Annotated in this window: 14 protein-coding genes; 9 read left to right on the forward strand and 5 right to left on the reverse strand. The window is 62.8% G+C overall.

The genetic code is table 11. The annotated features are described in order from the left end of the window. Positions 1–30: 30 nt before the first annotated feature. Genes APH36_RS06125 through APH36_RS06135 form a run of 3 tightly spaced genes read left to right on the forward strand, consistent with a single transcriptional unit; the run spans position 31 to position 3,621 of the window. Entirely contained in the window at positions 31–1,935 is a 1,905-nt protein-coding gene (locus APH36_RS06125; RefSeq protein WP_060497900.1) for an ATP-binding protein, read from the forward strand. Then, complete coding sequence (locus APH36_RS06130; protein WP_060497901.1) at positions 1,932–3,260, forward strand: sigma-54 dependent transcriptional regulator; 1,329 nt, start codon at positions 1,932–1,934, stop codon at positions 3,258–3,260. Before APH36_RS06125 ends, APH36_RS06130 begins: the two co-directional genes overlap by 4 nt. 25 nt (positions 3,261–3,285) lie before the next feature. Continuing rightward, complete coding sequence (locus APH36_RS06135) at positions 3,286–3,621, forward strand: GlpM family protein (RefSeq protein ID WP_060497902.1); 336 nt, start codon at positions 3,286–3,288, stop codon at positions 3,619–3,621. Between the two features lie 25 nt (positions 3,622–3,646). Here APH36_RS06135 and APH36_RS06140 read toward each other — a convergent pair whose 3' ends face one another. Beyond that, positions 3,647–4,642: an alpha/beta fold hydrolase gene (locus APH36_RS06140; protein WP_060497903.1), complete on the reverse strand. Its 996-nt coding sequence runs from the start codon at positions 4,640–4,642 to the stop codon at positions 3,647–3,649. A gap of 196 nt (positions 4,643–4,838) precedes the next feature. Between APH36_RS06140 and metR the strand changes: the two genes are divergently transcribed. Continuing rightward, positions 4,839–5,756 (forward strand): transcriptional regulator MetR, encoded by a 918-nt coding sequence (metR, locus tag APH36_RS06145; protein ID WP_060497904.1) that lies wholly within the window; start codon positions 4,839–4,841, stop codon positions 5,754–5,756. Here the strand turns inward: metR and APH36_RS06150 are convergent. After that, positions 5,740–6,153 (reverse strand): NUDIX domain-containing protein, encoded by a 414-nt coding sequence (locus tag APH36_RS06150; RefSeq protein WP_060497905.1) that lies wholly within the window; start codon positions 6,151–6,153, stop codon positions 5,740–5,742. The two genes, metR and APH36_RS06150, sit on opposite strands and share 17 nt — an antisense overlap. A gap of 238 nt (positions 6,154–6,391) precedes the next feature. Here APH36_RS06150 and APH36_RS06155 point away from each other — a divergent pair, with 238 nt between their 5' ends. Further along, positions 6,392–8,011 (forward strand): FMN-binding glutamate synthase family protein, encoded by a 1,620-nt coding sequence (locus APH36_RS06155; RefSeq protein ID WP_016713720.1) that lies wholly within the window; start codon positions 6,392–6,394, stop codon positions 8,009–8,011. A 41-nt stretch (positions 8,012–8,052) separates the two neighbouring features. Here the strand turns inward: APH36_RS06155 and APH36_RS06160 are convergent, their stop codons facing one another. After that, a complete protein-coding gene (locus tag APH36_RS06160; protein WP_060497906.1) occupies positions 8,053–9,471 on the reverse strand; it encodes an amino acid permease in 1,419 nt (472 codons plus the stop codon). Positions 9,472–9,863: 392 nt separating this feature from the next. On the opposite strand from APH36_RS06160, the gene APH36_RS06165 reads away from it, so the two are divergent. From APH36_RS06165 to APH36_RS06175, 3 genes are all read left to right on the forward strand, one after another. Beyond that, entirely contained in the window at positions 9,864–13,010 is a 3,147-nt protein-coding gene (locus APH36_RS06165) for a transglycosylase domain-containing protein (RefSeq protein ID WP_060497907.1), read from the forward strand. Positions 13,011–13,099: 89 nt separating this feature from the next. Beyond that, positions 13,100–13,645, forward strand: a complete 546-nt coding sequence (locus APH36_RS06170) for a PadR family transcriptional regulator (protein ID WP_060497908.1) — start codon at positions 13,100–13,102, stop codon at positions 13,643–13,645. Continuing rightward, positions 13,638–14,399, forward strand: a complete 762-nt coding sequence (locus APH36_RS06175) for a siderophore-interacting protein (protein WP_060497909.1) — start codon at positions 13,638–13,640, stop codon at positions 14,397–14,399. Before APH36_RS06170 ends, APH36_RS06175 begins: the two co-directional genes overlap by 8 nt. A 57-nt stretch (positions 14,400–14,456) precedes the next feature. On the opposite strand, the gene APH36_RS06180 is transcribed toward APH36_RS06175, so the two are convergent. Together APH36_RS06180 and APH36_RS06185 are read right to left on the reverse strand one after the other, a co-directional pair. Continuing rightward, positions 14,457–15,092 (reverse strand): Pr6Pr family membrane protein, encoded by a 636-nt coding sequence (locus APH36_RS06180; RefSeq protein WP_060497910.1) that lies wholly within the window; start codon positions 15,090–15,092, stop codon positions 14,457–14,459. Position 15,093: 1 nt separating this feature from the next. After that, on the reverse strand, positions 15,094–15,315 hold the full coding sequence (locus APH36_RS06185) for a VF530 family DNA-binding protein (RefSeq protein ID WP_003252112.1): 222 nt from the start codon (positions 15,313–15,315) through the stop codon (positions 15,094–15,096). A 164-nt stretch (positions 15,316–15,479) separates the two neighbouring features. Here APH36_RS06185 and APH36_RS06190 point away from each other — a divergent pair, with 164 nt between their 5' ends. Further along, on the forward strand, positions 15,480–17,528 hold the full coding sequence (locus APH36_RS06190) for a TonB-dependent receptor (protein ID WP_060497911.1): 2,049 nt from the start codon (positions 15,480–15,482) through the stop codon (positions 17,526–17,528). Positions 17,529–17,663 lie beyond the last annotated feature (135 nt).

The following is a 17,663-nucleotide window of genomic DNA, read 5'->3' on the forward strand; positions in this document are numbered from 1 at the left end:
GTTGGCGCTGGTCGTGACAAGGCCACTGTGATGAAATGCGACCCTTCGCTTCTTCTCCCTGCCAAGCCTGCCGTGAATTCCCGCCTGCTCCGTCAATTGCTGCTGCCGCCCTTGATCATCCTGCTGATGGTCGGCCTGGGAATGGCTGGCTACCTGATCAGCGAAAGCAACGGCATTCGCACCCTCAGCGAAAACGGTGAGCGCCAGCTGGAGCTGCACGCGCGCGCGGTCGAAAGCGAAATCAGCAAGTACACCTACCTGCCGAGCCTGCTGGAGCTGGAAGACAGCGTCTCGCACCTGCTCACCGACCCGGACGGCGGCTCACGGCAAACGGTAAACGAATACCTTGAGGGCCTGAATCGGCGCAGCCGCAGCCGGGCCATCTTCGTTCTCGATACCAATGGCCGGGTACAGGCCACCAGCAACTGGCGCGACGCCGACTCGTTCCTGGGTGAAGACCTGTCGTTCCGCGCCTACTTCCAGACAGCCGTGCGCGGTGAGCCTGGGCGTTTCTATGGCATCGGCAGCACCACTGGCGAGGCTGGCTACTACCTGGCTCATGGCCTGGAGGAGCACGGCAAGATCATTGGCGTGGCCGTGATCAAGGTGCGCCTGGACACGCTTGAGGAGCGCTGGCAACGTGCCCGTCTGGAGGCGTTCGTCAGTGACGAGAACGGCATCATCATCCTTTCCAGCGACCCGGCCAGACGCCTGAAGTCGGTGCGCCCGCTGACCCCGCAAATCAAGGAGCGCCTGGCGCGCAGCCTGCAATACTACTGGTGGCCGCTGAACGAGTTGCAGCCACTGGCCCGGGAAACCCTGGCCGATGGCGTGGAAAAACTGACCTTCCCGGCCAACAGCGAAACCGCAAAAGGCAAACCTCACGAGGTTGCCTACCTGGCACAGACCCGTCGCCTGGTGGATACACCATGGCATTTCACCCTGCTGACCCCGCTGCAGGACCTGCGTCGCGAGTCCATGGTGCAGGGCATTCTGGTGGGCGTGGCGTTCGCCTTGCTGGCGATCCTCGGCATCGCCTGGAACGAACGACGCAAGGTCATCGCCACCCGCCTGGCAGCCCGTGAAGCCCTTGAGGAAGCGAATAGCCAGCTGGAGCGGCGGATTGCCGAGCGCACCGCCGACCTGCGCGCCAGCAACGAACGCCTGAAGGGGCAAATTCGCGAGCGCCGGCATGCCGAGCAAACCTTGCGCCACGCCCAGGATGAGTTGGTGCAGGCCGGTAAGCTGGCGGCCATCGGGCAAATGTCCACCAGTATCGCCCATGAGCTGAACCAGCCGCTGGCCGCGTTGCGCACCTTGTCTGGCAACACGGTGCGTTTCCTCGAACGTGGGGCACTGGAAACCGCCAGCACCAACCTGCGCACCATGAACGACCTGATCGACCGCATGGGCCGTATTACTGCGAGCCTGCGCTCCTTCGCCCGGCGCGGCGATGACAGCGGCCAGGCCTCGCTGGCCAAGGCAGTGGAAGCCACCTTGCAAGTATTGGCCAACCGCATCAGCGCCTGCCATTTGCAGCTGCACCACCAGTTCGACGACCAGCAACTGGCTATCGACCAGACGCGTCTCGAACAGATTCTGGTCAACCTGATCGGCAACGCGCTTGATGCCATGGCCGCGCAACCACTGCCCGAGCTATGGCTGGAAGGCGAACTGCAGGGCGACAAGTACCGCTTGCAGGTGCGCGACAATGGCCACGGCATCGATGCCGAGGCGCGCAAGCACCTGTTCGAACCTTTCTTTACCACCAAACCGGGCGAACATGGCCTGGGCCTGGGCCTGACCTTGTCGGCGAGCCTTGCCGCCGCCGCCAAGGGCAGCCTCAACGTCGAGCACCCCGCCACTGGCGGCACGGCCTTCGTCCTGGCCCTACCCCTGGTTTCTCCCCCTAGCGAATCGGCAGAGCACCCATGAACCAAGCGCCTCTTACCGTCCTGATCGTCGAAGACGACCCGCATGTGCTGCTCGGCTGCCAGCAGGCGCTGGCGCTGGAAGATATCGCCTGCGAAGGCGTGGGCAGCGCCGAGCAGGCGCTGGAACGCATCGGCGACGATTTCGCCGGGATTGTCGTCAGTGACATCCGCCTGCCGGGCATGGACGGCCTGGAACTGCTCAACCGCCTGAAGGCCCGTGATCGCAGCCTGCCGGTGGTGTTGATCACCGGCCATGGCGATATCGACATGGCCGTCGGCGCCATGCGTAACGGCGCCTACGACTTCATGGAAAAACCGTTTTCCCCCGAGCGCCTGGTCGATGTGGTGCGCCGCGCACTGGAGCAACGCGGGCTGTCGCGAGAAGTGGTGGCCCTACGCCGCCAACTGGCCGAGCAGAGCAGCCTTGAGGGCCGCATCATTGGCCGTTCCCCCGCAATGGAGCACTTGCGCGAACTGATCGCCAACGTCGCCGATACCTCAGCCAACGTGCTGATCGAAGGCGAAACCGGCACTGGGAAAGAGCTGGTCGCACGCTGCCTGCACGATTTCAGCCGCCGCCAGAGCCAACCGTTCGTGGCGCTGAACTGTGGCGGCTTGCCGGAAAACCTGTTCGAAAGCGAGATTTTTGGCCATGAGGCCAACGCCTTCACCGGCGCCGGCAAACGCCGCATCGGCAAGATCGAGCACGCCAACGGCGGCACGCTGTTCCTCGACGAAGTGGAGAGCATGCCGATCAACCTGCAAATCAAGCTGCTGCGCGTGCTGCAGGAACGTACCCTGGAACGATTGGGCTCTAACCAGAGCATCCCGGTGGATTGCCGGGTAATTGCCGCGACCAAGGCCGACCTCGACAGCCTGGGCCAGAGCGGCCAGTTCCGCAGCGACCTGTATTACCGGCTGAACGTGGTCACCCTGGAGCTGCCGCCACTGCGCGAACGCCGCGAAGACATCCTGCAACTGTTCGAACACTTCCTGCAGCAGTCGGCCCTGCGCTTTGACCGAGAACCCCCGACGCTGGACAGCCAGACTTTGTCGCGCCTGATGGCCCACGATTGGCCAGGCAATGTGCGCGAGTTGCGCAACGTGGCCGAACGCTATGCGCTTGGCCTGCCGGCGTTCAAGAAAGGCCCCAGCAGCGGCGCCAGCCAGGGTTTGGGCTTTGCCGAGGCGGTGGAGGCGTTTGAACGCAACCTGCTCAGCGATGCCCTGCAACGCACCGGGGGCAACCTGAGCCAGGCCAGCCAGGAGCTGGGCATGGCCAAGACCACGTTGTTCGACAAAGTGAAGAAATACGGCCTCGGATGACCTCAACCCAAACGGGAATAACAACGTGGACCTGGTATTCAAAGCGGCCCTGGGCGCTGGCGTGGTACTGCTGCTAGCGGTGCTGTCAAAGACGCGTAACTACTACATCGCCGGGCTGGTGCCGCTGTTCCCCACCTTTGCCCTGATTGCCCATTACATTGTTGGCAAGGTGCGCAGCATTACCGACCTGAAGACCACCATCCTGTTCGGCATGTGGTCGATCATTCCGTATTTCGTGTACCTGGCAACCTTGTATGTACTGGTTGACCGCCTGCGCCTGGAGGCATCGCTGGCACTGGCCACGGTGGCCTGGCTGATGGCCGCGACCGTGCTGGTGACCTTGTGGGTGCGGATGCACTGAAACAGGCCGGCTGACGCATAGCAGTTCAAAGCCCGGCAATATGCGTCACGTCCTGCCGATGCGCTTGCAGATAAGGCAACACAGCCCCCAGCAGCGGTGCCTTGAACGGCTCCTGGAAGCGATGCGCCAGCCCTGGTATCAAGCGCAGCTGGCTGCCTTGTATATGCGCCGCCAGGTGCACGCCATGCATCACCGGCAGCAACGGGTCAGCCGTGCCGTGCACCACCAGGGTCGGCACCCTCAACTGGTTCAATAGCTCGACGCGGCTTGGCTCGGCCAGAATCGCCATGATCTGGCGCTTGGCCCCGTCCGGGTTGAACGCCCGGTCGTAGGCCACCGCTGCCTGGTGCAGCAACACGGCACGGTCGTCCCGCACCTCAGGGCTGCCCAACGCCGCCAACAAGTCTGCCTGCTGCTCGATGGCCACCTCGCGGCTGGGCGCGCTGCGCCGGGCCAGTAACTGCACCAGCGCCGGATCCGGCGCTGGCAGCCCCGCCGCGCCTGAGCTGGACATGACCAACGTCAGGCTGCGCACGCGCTCGGGAGCCATGGCCGCCAGGTGCTGGGCGATCATGCCGCCCATGCTCACGCCCAGCACATGAAACTGGCGCACCCCCAAGGCGTCCATCAGGCGTAAGCCATCGTCTGCCATGTCGGTCAGCGTATAAGGCGCCGCCACTGGCAGGCCCAGCTTGTAACTCAGCAGCTCCACCGTCAGGTTGGCCGACGGCGGCATCTGGTTCCAGCGTGACAGCCCCACATCGCGGTTGTCGTAGCGAATAACCCTGAAACCTTGGCGGCACAATGCCTCGACCACATCGTCCGGCCAGTGGATCAGTTGCCCGCCCAGGCCCATGACCAGTAGCAAGGCCGGATCACGCGGCGCGCCCACGCTCTGGTACACCAGGCTGACCGCGCCCAGCTCGGCGCGCTGCACCGGTACACGGGCGTCACAACGCTGTCCGGCGAAGCTGGCAGGTACGCTGAAAAGGAAGATAAGAAAAAGCCAATAAGCCCGCATGAAAGAAACACCAGAATGCAGATCCCCAGTAGAGCGCGAGTCTGATGAATTCTGTTCGGGCGCGCTGCCACAGTTCGGTGACAGTTTCATGACTCCCGCCAGACGGTGCGGCTGAACGCCCAGTCGACAGGCACGGCAACATGAGAGAAACTCAACTCATTCCCTGTTTCTTCAATCCTACACCCCGGAGTCAGCTGTGTTGGAGATCCGTCACCTGAAAACCCTTCATGCCCTGCGCGAAGCCGACAGCCTGGTGGAAGCCGCCGAGCGCCTGCACCTGACCCAGTCGGCGCTGTCGCATCAGTTCAAGGAGCTGGAAGAACGCCTGGGCCTGCCGCTGTTCGTGCGCAAAACCAAGCCGATCCGCTTCACCAGTGCCGGGCTGCGCCTGCTGCAACTGGCTGATGCCACCCTGCCCCTGCTGCGCGGCGCCGAGCGCGACATTGCGCGCCTGGCCGGTGGCACCGCCGGACGCCTGCACATGGCCATCGAATGCCACAGCTGCTTCCAGTGGCTGATGCCGACCATCGACCAGTTCCGCGATGCCTGGCCGGAAGTGGAGCTGGACCTGGCCTCCGGCTTTGCCTTCGCCCCGCTGCCGGCCCTGGCACGCGGCGACCTCGACCTGGTAGTGACTTCCGACCCGGTGGACCTGGCAGGTATCACGTATGTACCGCTGTTCACGTACGAAGCGATGCTGGCCGTGGCCAACCAGCACGCGCTGGCCAGCAAATCCTACATCGTGCCGCAAGACTTGCTCGACCAGACGCTGATCACCTACCCGGTGGAGCGCGACCGCCTGGACATTTTCACCCGCTTCCTGGAACCGGCCGACATCGAGCCGGCTGCGGTGCGCACCTCGGAACTGACGGTGATGATGATGCAACTGGTGGCCAGCGGCCGTGGGGTCTGCGGCATGCCGCACTGGGCGCTGCACGAGTACAGCTCACGCGGCTATGTGAAGGGCAAGCGCCTGGGTGAAAAAGGCCTGTTCGCCACCCTTTATGCTGCCGTGCGCACCGACATGCTCGATGCGCCGTACATGCGCGACTTCCTGTTGACCGCCAAAGATACCTCGTTCGCCACGCTTGATGGCGTCAGCGCGGTGCGCTGACTGCCTGGCGGTACAGCGGCAGTATCAGGTCCCGGGTCAAAGGCGCCAGCGTTAGGGCTGGTGCTTGATCGGCGGCCAGCCACACCACCTCGTCGATCTCCGCAGCCGGCGTTACCGGCGCGGCGCTGTCGACACGGAACAGTTCGGCTTGCACCTCGAAACCTGGTTCGTTCGCGGCCGGTGCACTGAACCGGCCCAGGTGCACGGCTTGGTCCGCGTTGATGCTCAGCCCCAGCTCTTCATACAGCTCACGCACCAGCGCCTGCACCGGTGATTCGCCGGCATCGATCTTGCCACCTGGCTGCATGAAGGCCTCGGTGCCGCGCTTGCGCACCACCAAGGTACGGCCCTGGGGGTCGATCAGCAGGGCAGCGGCGATGCGGATGATGTTGGGCATGGGAGGGCTCGCTGGAAACAATGGCCGGGGAGGATCCCATGAGGATCATTGGCCTGACAAGGCCAGCGCCACAAGAAGACCGCTGCTCCCACAGGGCATGTGTTCCGGCTGTGGTCATGCCCTCGACTCGAGAATGATTTTCGCTACCCCGATTTTAATTTGCAGCGCCCCGCAACTTGGCTATGGTCGGGGTTTGCCCCAGGCCCTGAGCCTGACCGCGCCATCGTAAGGACCCCGTATGAGCCTGTCACTTCTCAGTCGCTATGCCTTCTTCGCCGCCTGTGTGCTGTTCACCCTGGCGAGCCTGCCCTTCACCCACCACGAATGGCTGTGGCCGTTCACCCTGACCACTGGCATCCTCAGCCTGATCGGCGTATTCGACCTGCTGCAGCAACGCCATGCGGTGCGCCGCAACTACCCGATCCTGGGCAACATCCGCTACCTGGTCGAAGCCATTCGCCCGGAAATTCGCCAGTACCTGCTGGAATCGGACAGCGACGCCTTGCCGTTCTCCCGCGCCCAGCGTTCGCTGGTGTATGCCCGGGCGAAGAACGAGGCCTCGGACAAGCCGTTCGGCACCCTGATTGACGTGTACGAGTCCGGCTTCGAGTTCATCGGCCACTCCATGCGCCCGGCGCCACTGGCCGACCCGTCCAGCTTCCGCGTCATTGTCGGCGGGCCGCAGTGCAGCCAGCCGTACTCGGCATCGATTTTCAACATTTCAGCAATGAGCTTTGGCTCGCTCAGTGCCAACGCCATCCGCGCCCTCAACCAGGGTGCCAAGCTGGGTAATTTCCACCATGACACCGGCGAGGGCAGCATCAGCCCTTACCACCGCGAGCACGGTGGCGACCTAGTCTGGGAACTGGGCAGTGGCTACTTCGGTTGCCGCACGCCAGACGGGCGCTTCGACCCCGAACGCTTCGCCGCCCAGGCGCGCAGCCCGCAGGTGCGCATGATCGAGATCAAGATGAGCCAGGGCGCCAAACCCGGCCATGGCGGCATCCTGCCCAAACACAAGGTCACCCAGGAAATCGCCGAGACCCGTGGCGTGCTGATGGGTGAGGACTGCATCTCGCCGTCGCGCCACAGCGCTTTCTCTACGCCAATCGAGATGATGCAGTTCATCGCACAGCTGCGTGAATTGTCCGGGGGCAAGCCCGTCGGTTTCAAATTCTGCCTGGGCCACCCCTGGGAGTTCATGGGCATCGCCAAAGCCATGCTGGAAACCGGCATCCTGCCCGACTTCATTGTTGTCGATGGCAAGGAAGGCGGCACCGGCGCGGCGCCGGTGGAATTCACCGACCATATCGGTGTGCCGCTGCGCGAAGGGCTGCTGTTCGTGCACAACACCCTGGTGGGCCTGAACCTGCGCGACAAGATCAAGCTCGGGGCCAGCGGCAAGATTGTCAGCGCCTTCGACATCGCCAGCGTACTGGCGATTGGCGCTGACTGGGCAAACTCGGCGCGCGGCTTCATGTTTGCCATCGGTTGCATTCAGTCGCAGAGCTGCCACACCAACAAGTGCCCGACTGGGGTGGCGACACAAGACCCACTACGCCAGCGTGCGCTGGTGGTGCCGGACAAGGCCCAACGGGTGCTGAACTTCCATCACAACACCTTGCGTGCCCTGGCTGAAATGCTTGCCGCGGCAGGGTTGGAGCACCCTGCGCAACTGGAGGCCAAGCACCTGGTGCGGCGCATCTCGGCCACCGAGATCAAGCTGTTCTCGCAGATGCATGTGTTCTTGAAGCCGGGGGAGTTGCTGACGGGCGAGGTGAACGGGCAGTTCTATTCACGCATGTGGCAACTGGCGCGGGCGGACAGTTTTGAACCGCACAGTGAAGTAGCTGCCTGAGGAAAGCCCCGGGGCTGCTGTGCAGCCCCGGCTATTTCAGGTCAGGACGCGGTATTTGCTACACCTTGAACTTCTTTCGGCGCCAGACGGAACGCGTAATACAGCACCGTCAACAGCACCAGGAACGCCGGGCCGATGTACAGGGCCACGCGGGTATCCTCGAAGTACGCCATCAAGCCAACCACCAGCACCAGGAACGCCAGCGCCAGGTAGGAGCTCAGCGGCCACAGCCACATGCGGTACTTCAGTGCCTTGCGCTCGGCAGTGGTAAGGCCTGCGCGGAACTTGAGCTGTGCGAGCAGAATCATCACCCAGGTCCAGATCGCACCGAAGGTTGCGATCGAGGTGACCCATACAAAGACCTTCTCCGGCACCAGGTAGTTGGCCAGTACACCCAGCAACAGCGCGCCGATCGACAGCAGCAGCGCATTGCGCGGTACGCCATTCTTCGAAGTACGGGCGAAGGCCGCTGGCGCCTGGCCGTTCTGCGCCAAGCTGTAGAGCATGCGCCCGGTGCTGAAGATGCCGCCATTGCACGACGACAGTGCCGCTGTGATGACCACGAAGTTGATGATGCCGGCAGCAGTCTTGATACCAAGGCGCTCGAAGGTCATCACGAACGGGCTGCCCTGGCTGCCGATCTCGTTCCACGGGTAGATCGACAGGATCACGAACAACGCACCCACGTAGAACAGCAGGATCCGCCAGAACACCGAGCCGATGGCCTGCGGGATGGTCTTTTGCGGGTTACGTGCTTCGCCGGCGGTCAGGCCGATCATTTCCACGCCCAGGTAAGCGAACATCACCATCTGCAGCGACATCAGCACGCCGGTCACGCCATTGGGCATGAAGCCACCGTTGCTCCACAGGTTGGAAATGCCCATAGCCACACCGTCATTGCCAAAACCAAAGGCAATGATGCCGATACCGCCCAGGACCATCGCGATGATGGTGACGATCTTGATCAGGGCGAACCAGAACTCGAATTCACCGAAGGCCTTCACCGCTACCAGGTTGACCGCGCCCATGCTGCTCAGCGCCGCCAGGGCCCAGATCCAGCGGGGTACGTCGGGGAACCAGATGCCCATGTAGATGGCCACTGCGGTAATTTCGGCAACGCAGGTCACCAGCCACAGGAACCAGTAGTTCCAACCGGTGAGGAAGCCCGCCAGCGGGCCCAGGTAGTCCTGGGCATAACGGCTGAAGGAGCCGGCGACAGGGTTGTGCACGGCCATTTCGCCAAGGGCGCGCATGATCACAAGGATGGCCAGGCCACCGATGATGTAGGACAGCATGATCGCAGGGCCGGCCATTTCGATGGCCTTGGCCGAACCCAGGAAAAGACCGACGCCGATACAGGCGCCCAGCGCCATCAGACGGATGTGCCGTTCGCCCAGTTCACGCTTGAGCGGGCCGCCTTCAGTGGCAGGGCCGTGGGCAGGGTGGTTGCCGACTGGCATAGCAATACAACCTCATTTTGTTATTGGATTTGACCTTCGTGCAGCACCCGCCATGCCGATAGGCGTGGCGTTGGCTTGCCAGGCTGGCCTTGTGGGCCGGCCCGTATGCCGGAATAGAGCGCCCGGCAGGTCGAAGGGGGCGAGCAGTATAGGAAGAGCGTTGTAGGGGTTTTCACTGTATATGTGCAGAAATTTGGCGAGAACCCCGGGATCGCGTCGCACTCATCACGATCGCGCGGGCACCATAGCAACATCCCGGTACGAAGAAACCCACACCAAAGCCGCATAGCCCTACCTCGTCTTTCTTCCCTTCCTACAAATTTTTCACCCCACCCGCTCAACGTCTAAGCTTCAGACAAGCAAGACGAAAATACCTGGCCGGATAGAAGACTATGGGCGCACTGTGGCAATCGGAACCAACCAGAACGGAAGCACCCGAGATACCTCCGGCCGAGACGCCACAACCCAAGTCACCCCGTCAGCGTCGGCTATGGTGGCGGCTGATCATCCTTATCCTGCTGGTGGCGCTGGTTGCCATCGGCTTTGCGGCGTATGACGAATTCCGCACGTCCGAGCTGCAATCGCGAGAGTTCAGCAAACTGGCCGGCACGCTGACCTATTCGCTGCAGCCAGGCCCCAGCGATGCCATCGTGTACCCGGGTGAAGGGCCGTTCGACAAACGCCTGGGCTACAGCGCGTTGGGCGAGTTCCTGCCACGGCTGCTCAAGCGCGACTACCTGATCAGCGAGCAGGTGAAGTTCTCGCCAGCGTTGATGAACTACGTCGATCACGGGCTGTTCGTGCCCTACATCGAGAAAATCCAGGCCGGCCTGTCGATCACTGACTGCCGTGGCGACACGCTGTACCAGTACAACTACCCGCAGCACCTGTACCCTGATTTTGCGGCGATCCCGCCGGTGATGGTCAACAGCCTGCTGTTCATCGAAAACCGCGACCTGCTCGACACCCAGGACCCGCGCAACAACCCGGCCGTGGACTGGCCACGCTTTGCCAAGGCAGCCTACAGCCAGGTGGCCAAGCACCTGGCGTTGCCCGGCCAGTCCGCTGGCGGGAGTACCTTGGCCACGCAGCTGGAAAAGTACCGCCACTCACCAGACGGCCTGACGGTCTCGGGGGCCGAGAAAATCCGCCAGATGATTTCCGCCAGCGTGCGCGCCTACCAAGGCGGCCCTGACACGACTGCGGCTCGTCAGCGTATCGTGCGTGACTACCTCAACAGCGTGCCTCTCTCGGCTGTACCGGGGCATGGCGAAGTGCATGGCATGGCCGAAGGCCTGCGGGTGTGGTACGGCGCCGACTTCGACCAGGTCAACCAGGCCCTGACTTCCACGGCCAGCGACCCCGAGAGCATGGCCGCACGCGGCCTGGCCCTGCGCCAGGTGCTGTCACTGATGATTGCCCAGCGCCGCCCCTCGCATTACCTGTCCAAGGGCCGGGGCGAGCTGGCAGAACTCACCGATTCGCACATCCGCGTGCTGGCCGCCAATAAGGTGATCGAACAGCCCTTGGCCGATGCCGCACTGGCCAGCAAGGCGGTGTACCGCGACTGGGTCGCGCAGCCGACCATCGTGCCGATTGTGACCAACAAGGGCATCAGCCTGGCACGCAACCGCCTGGCCGCCATGCTCAACCGCCCTTTGTACGACCTCGACCGCCTCGACCTGTCGGCCACCAGCACCTTGCAGGCAGATTTGCAGTTGCAAGTGAGCCAGTACCTGAAGAACCTTGCCGACCCCGAATTCGCAGCGCAGATCGGCCTGATCGGCGAGCGACTGCTGACCAGCAAGACCACCGACCAGGTGAGCTACAGCTTTACCCTGTTCGAGCGCACCGGCGACGGCTCACGGGTGCGGGTGCAGACCGACAGCACCAACCAGCCTTTCGATATCAACGAAGGCAGCAAGCTGGAGCTGGGCTCGACTGCCAAGCTGCGGGTGCTGACCACCTACCTGGAAATCATCGCCGAGCTGCACGACAAGTACGCGGGCAAACCCGCCGCCGAGTTGAAAAAGGTCGAAGTCGCCGAACTCGACCGCATTACCCAGTGGTCGCTGGAGTGGCTTGCACAAAACAGCAAGAACCAGAGCCTGGATGCCATGCTTGATGCGGCGCTGGAGCGCAAGTATTCCGCCAACACCGGTGAAGCCTTCTTCACCGGTGGCGGCATGCACGTGTTCAACAACTTCCGCAAGGAAGACAACAACCGCAACCCGACGCTCAAGGATGCCCTGCGCGAATCGATCAACCTGCCGTTCATCCGCCTGATGCGCGACCTGGTGCGCTACGTGACCTACCAGCAGCCGTACAACCGCGTGCCGCTGCTAAAGGACGACGCCGACCCGCGCCGCCAGGAATACCTGGCCCGCTTCGCGGACAAGGAAGGTACCAATTACCTGATGCGCTTCTGGAAGAAATACCAACGCAAGACCTCGCAGCAGCGCCTGGACACCTTCCTCGACAGCATGCGCGTAACGCCGCAGCGGCTGGCGGCAGTGCACCGCTACCTGTTCCCCGAAGCCGGCCAGGAAACCTTCAATGCCTTCGTCCGTGCCCACCTCAAGGGCGACAAGATTGCCTTGGGCAAGCTGACCGACGGTCGCCTGTCGGAAATGTACGACGCCTATGGCCCAGGCAAGTACGACCTGCCTGATCAAGGCTACATCGCCAAAGTCCACCCGCTCGACCTGTGGCTGCTCGGCTACTTGCTGAAGAACCCCAGTTCGACCCTGACCGAGATGGTCAACGCCAGCCGCTTCGAGCGCCAGGAGGTGTACGGCTGGTTGTTCAAGAGCCGCCACCAAGGCGCACGCGACAGCCGCATCCGCACCATGGTCGAGATCGAAGCCTTCCTCGACATCCACCAACGCTGGAAACGCGTGGGCTATCCATTCGACCACCTGGTGCCTTCGCTGGCCACTGCCATCGGCAGCTCGGGCGACCGCCCTGCTGCCCTTTCCGAACTGGTCGGCATCATCCAGAACGACGGCGTTCGCCTGCCAACCTTGCGTATCGATACCCTGCACTTTGCGGCCAATACACCTTACGAAACCAAGCTGATCACCGACCCTGACCGGGGTGTGCGGATTCTGCCGGTTGAAGTCGCGCGTGCCCTGAAAGGCGCCATGTCGCAAGTGGTAGACGCAGGTACCGCACGGCGTATTTCCGGCAGTTTCAAGCTGCAGGACGGCACGCCACTGGTGATGGGTGGCAAGACCGGTACCGGTGACAACCGCATCGAAAGCTTCGGCGCCGGCGGCCGGTTGATTGGCTCGCGCTCGCTGAACCGTACCGCCACTTTCGTGTTCTTCCTGGGCGACAACCACTTCGGCACCCTCACCGCCTTCGTCCCGGGGCGCTCGGCAGAGGCGTTCAAATTCACCTCGGCGCTGCCGGTGCAGGTGCTTAAGGGCATGGCCCCGATCCTCATGCCGTACCTGCAGCCGGGCAATCCGAATGAATGCAAACCGCCGCAGGTTGCCGTGCACACACCCGCAGCTGGGAACGTATCGAATGAATAGATGATAATCATTGGCATTAAAGGGCTTGTCTTTAGATATATCTTGAGTAATATCTTACGATATATCGCAAACGACGGAGCCCTGTCCCCATGCGCGAACACACCCCCCATGATCCCTTCGAACGGCGCCCTGGCCGTGGCGAGCGCGGCCCACGCGTTTTCGCCCCCGGAGACCTCAAGCTATTGATGCTCGACCTGCTGGCCCAACAGCCCGGCCACGGTTACGACCTGATCCGCCAGATCGAAAACCTGTTCGACGGCAGCTACAGCCCAAGCCCCGGGGTGATCTACCCCACGCTGAACTTCCTTGAAGAAGCCGAGCTGATCAGCGGCCAGATACAGGGCAGCAAACGCCTCTACGCCATCACCGATGCCGGCCGCCATGCGCTGGCCGAGCAAGCTGTCGCGCTGGATGGCGTGCGTATGCGCATCGAAGTCAGCAAACGCGCCCTGCGCGGCCATGACCGCCCGCCAGAAATTCACGAAGCGGTCGGCAACCTGCGCCACGCACTGCACATGCACAGCGGCCGCTGGACACCGGAAGAGATCGAACGGGTTCGCGACCTGCTCAACCATACCGCCAAGGCCATTGCCTCCGGGCCGGCCGAACCTGTCAGGGAGCCCCCCCATGAGTGACACCATCCACCGCGTCAATCACGAGATCCGCCAACGCCGCCTGCAGGTACTGCGGGTCACCGACCTCACCCCGCGCATGCGCCGCATCACCCTGGGTGGTACCGAGCTGCAAGGCTTCACCAGCGTGGGCAGCGACGACCATATCAAGCTGCTATTCGCCGAAACGCCAGAACAACAGCAGGCTATCGAGGCCCGTAATCTGGGGCGTGACGGTGGTGCACGGCCCACCATGCGCGAGTACACACCACGGCGTATCGACTTGGTGGCCAATGAGCTGGATATCGACTTTGTGCTGCACGGTGACGGCCCTGCCTCCACCTGGGCTGCGCAGGCCGCGCCGGGGCAAACCCTGCATATCGCCGGGCCACGGGCCTCAATGGTGGTGCCGGACATTTTCGACAGCTATTTGCTGATTGGTGACGAAACGGCCATTCCGGCAATTGGCCGTCGGCTGGAAGCGTTGCCAGCGGGCCGCCAGGTGCTGGCGGTGATTCAGATCGAAGATGAGCAGGAGCGCCAGCCACTGCCGAGCAAGGCTCAGGTTGAAGTGATCTGGGTGCGCCGCCAGCAGGAAGATTTGCTGGCACTGGTGAAGAACCTGACCTTGCCGCAAGGCCGCTTGTATGGCTGGGTGGCGCTGGAAAAAGCCCTGACCCGCCAGGCCAAGGCGCTGCTGCTGGAAAAAGGGGTGCCGGAAGATGCGCTGAAGGCTGCGGCCTACTGGCGTGCTGACGGGACTGCGGACGACGAATAAACTGTCGTTTCCAGGTCCGGCCTCTTCGCGGGCAGCCCGCGAAGAGGCCGGGACAGGCTAAGCAAACTTGTACCTCCCACGCCACAGATCCAGCCCCAGCAAAACGAGACCAATCCCCCAGAACCCCGCCAACACGCCCAAGGCATTGAGCATCACCTGCCCATACCCCAGGCTCGCCACATCGATGAACGGATAGGCATACACGCCAATTTCGCTCCCCCGCCACAGCGCATAGGCAAAGTACACCGCCGGGTATATCGCCCAGACCGCCAGGTGCCATAGCCGCAACGTGCCCTTGCGCACCTCGCACCACCAATACAAGGCATACAGCACCGGCATCACGTCGTGCAGCAGTTCATCCGCCAGCCACTGCCAGCCTTGCGGCTGCCACAAATGGCGCAACAACAGGCTATAGGCCAACGCAACCAGCAGGATGCTGGCAGCAATGGCTGAACTCACCGAAGGAGACAGGAAAAAACGCTTGGCACGCCCTTCCCGCCCAAACGCTGCATAACTGAGCACCGTCGCCACCAAGGTATTGCTCAGCACGGTGAAGTACCCGAACACGTTGATCAGGCCGCCAATCAGGCTGGCCTGTTCCTGCCAGCGCGCCACCAGCACCAGGTACACCTGCACAGTCAGACCGAACCAGCCCAGTACAGCCATACCGCTCAGCCATGGACGCTGTGCCATGTCAGGCCTGGCGCTGCAGCTTCACATACAACTGCTCGACCTTTTCCCGCGCCCACGGTGTTTTGCGCAAGAAGGTCAGGCTCGACTTGATGGTCGGGTTGCTCTTGAAGCAGCGCACATCGATGCGTTCGGCCAGGCCTTGCCATTGGTAGTGCGCCACCAGCTCGGTAAGGATCTGCTCAAGGGTCTTGCCGTGTAGCGCGTTGTGTTGGGCCGTGCTCATGCTGTGCTCCGTAGGAAAGATGCGCACCTTACACGAGTGTAGTGGTGGGTGGGATCAGTCGACTCGACAGAAAAACCGCTGGCCATGGGCAAAACCTCTGTGCTGAAATAAATATGTTATGTTGTAACATTACAGAAGCCTCTGCCAAGGAACGCCCCATCCCCATGCTGTACTCACCGCTTCGCCTCTCCCCACTTGCCGTCGCGCTCTGGCTGGCTGCATCGCCCAGCCAGGCCGTGGAACTCGAACCCCAGGTCATCACCGCCAACCCGCTGGGCAATCGCCAGCTGGCCGCTCCCAGCACCGTGCTTGAAGGCGACAACCTGTTGCAGCAACAGCACGGCAGCCTCGGTGAAACCCTGAACAAACAGCCCGGTGTCGCCTCCACCTGGTTCGGGCCGGGCGCCAGCCGCCCGGTGATTCGTGGCCTGGACGGCGACCGCATTCGTATCCTGCGCAATGGCGTCGGCGCGCTGGATGCCTCGTCGCTGTCCTACGACCATGCCGTGCCGCTGGACCCGGTCACCGTCGACCGTGTCGAGATCGTCCGTGGCCCTGCCGCCCTGCTGTACGGCGGTAACGCCATCGGCGGTGTGGTCAACACCTTCGACAACCGCATCCCGGATACGCCCATCGAGGGCATTCACGGTGCCGGTGAGCTGCGCTACGGCGGCGCCGACACCACCCGCAGCAGCGCTGGCAAGCTGGAGGCCGGCAACGGTGCCTTTGCCCTGCACCTGGATGCCAACAGTCGCCAGTTCAACGACCTGCGCATCCCCGGCTATGCCCGCAGTTCCAAGGTACGTGACGCTGACGAGCCCGGCAGCAAGCACCGCCTGGAAAACAGCGACGGTCGCCAGGATGGCGGTGCGGTCGGTGGCGCGTACCATTGGGATCACGGCTACGCTGGCCTGTCCTACAGCGGCTATGACAGCAACTACGGCTCGGTGGCCGAATCCGGCGTGCGCCTGGACATGAAGCAGGACCACTACGCCTTCGCCTCCGAACTGCGCGACCTCGACGGCCCGTTCAGCTCGGTCAAGGTCGATGCCGGCTACACCGACTACGAACACAGGGAGATTGAAGAAGGCGAGGTGCACACCACCTTCAAGAACAAAGGCTACGAAGCACGCATCGAAGCCCGCCACCAACCGCTCGGGCCGGTGGAAGGGGTGATTGGCGCCCAGGTCAGCCGCAACGCGTTCTCTGCCCTGGGCGAAGAAGCCTTTGTCCCGCACACCGATACCGACAGCCTGGCGCTGTTCATGCTAGAACAGTGGCAGGCCACAGAGCGCCTGAACCTGAGCCTGGGTGCACGCATGGAGCACACCCGGGTAGACCCAGACGCCAAAGGCAACGAAAACTTCGTCGATGCCGACAGCGCCAGCAGCTTCAACGCCTTCAGCCTGTCGTCAGGTGCGGTGTACCAGCTTGACCCGATCTGGTCGCTGGCCGCCAACCTCGGCTACACCGAACGCGCCCCGACCTTCTACGAGCTGTATGCCAATGGCGCACACGTGGCCACTGGCGCCTTTGAAGTTGGCGATGCCAGCCTGAACAAGGAAAAGGCCATTTCCACCGACCTGGCACTACGCTTCGATAATGGCACGCACAAAGGCAGTGTCGGGGTGTTCTACAGCCACTTCCGCAACTACATCGGATTGATCGGCACTGGCAACACCCGCGAAGGTGGGCATGACCACGACCATGGCGAGGATGACCATGACCACGATCATGACCACGACGGCTTCCCGGAGTACCAGTACCAGGGCGTGCGTGCGCGCTTCTATGGCATCGAAGCCCAGGACCGCTGGCAACTGGCCGAGAACCGTTACGGCAGCTTCGCGCTGGAACTCTCCGGCGACTACACCCGGGCCAAGAACCTCGACAGTGGCGAGCCGCTGCCACGCATCGCCCCGCTGCGCCTGAACAGCGGGCTGGTCTGGGAACTGGACCGCTGGCAGGCACGGGTCGATGTGCACCATGCGGCATCGCAACACCGCAAGCCGGCCAACGAAACCAGCACCGATGGCTACACCACACTGGGGGCGAGCGTTGGCTACCGCTTCGAGGTTGGCCAGAGCCAGTGGCTGGCGTTTGTGCGCGGTGAAAACCTGACCGACCAGACCGTGCGTTATGCCAGCTCTATTCTGCGCGACATTGCCCCGGCGCCAGGACGCAGTGTGGAAGTCGGCCTGCGTACTACCTTCTGAAATCGCGGGGGCGCTTTGCGCCCCCTACAGACCATTGTTACCAGACAAACAATAATGCCCTGCGACATTTTGTCTTTTTTTCTTACAACTTCCCCTATATCCTCCTCGCCGCAAGCTGAAACGCTTCATCGCAAC

The organism is Pseudomonas sp. NBRC 111133 (assembly GCF_001320605.1).
In the GTDB taxonomy this organism is placed as follows: Bacteria; Pseudomonadota; Gammaproteobacteria; order Pseudomonadales; family Pseudomonadaceae; genus Aquipseudomonas; species Aquipseudomonas monteilii.

Bases quoted from the DNA above. Each gene is read 5' to 3' on its own strand.
- APH36_RS06140 (WP_060497903.1), bottom strand. From the start codon at position 4,642: ATGCGGGCTTATTGGCTTTTTCTTATCTTCCTTTTCAGCGTACCTGCC.
- APH36_RS06175 (WP_060497909.1), top strand. From the start codon at position 13,638: ATGAGTGACACCATCCACCGCGTCAATCACGAGATCCGCCAACGCCGC.
- APH36_RS06130 (WP_060497901.1), top strand. From the start codon at position 1,932: ATGAACCAAGCGCCTCTTACCGTCCTGATCGTCGAAGACGACCCGCAT.
- APH36_RS06185 (WP_003252112.1), bottom strand. From the start codon at position 15,315: ATGAGCACGGCCCAACACAACGCGCTACACGGCAAGACCCTTGAGCAG.
- APH36_RS06180 (WP_060497910.1), bottom strand. From the start codon at position 15,092: ATGGCACAGCGTCCATGGCTGAGCGGTATGGCTGTACTGGGCTGGTTC.
- APH36_RS06170 (WP_060497908.1), top strand. From the start codon at position 13,100: ATGCGCGAACACACCCCCCATGATCCCTTCGAACGGCGCCCTGGCCGT.
- APH36_RS06165 (WP_060497907.1), top strand. From the start codon at position 9,864: ATGGGCGCACTGTGGCAATCGGAACCAACCAGAACGGAAGCACCCGAG.
- APH36_RS06160 (WP_060497906.1), bottom strand. From the start codon at position 9,471: ATGCCAGTCGGCAACCACCCTGCCCACGGCCCTGCCACTGAAGGCGGC.
- APH36_RS06125 (WP_060497900.1), top strand. From the start codon at position 31: ATGAAATGCGACCCTTCGCTTCTTCTCCCTGCCAAGCCTGCCGTGAAT.
- APH36_RS06150 (WP_060497905.1), bottom strand. From the start codon at position 6,153: ATGCCCAACATCATCCGCATCGCCGCTGCCCTGCTGATCGACCCCCAG.
- APH36_RS06190 (WP_060497911.1), top strand. From the start codon at position 15,480: ATGCTGTACTCACCGCTTCGCCTCTCCCCACTTGCCGTCGCGCTCTGG.
- APH36_RS06155 (WP_016713720.1), top strand. From the start codon at position 6,392: ATGAGCCTGTCACTTCTCAGTCGCTATGCCTTCTTCGCCGCCTGTGTG.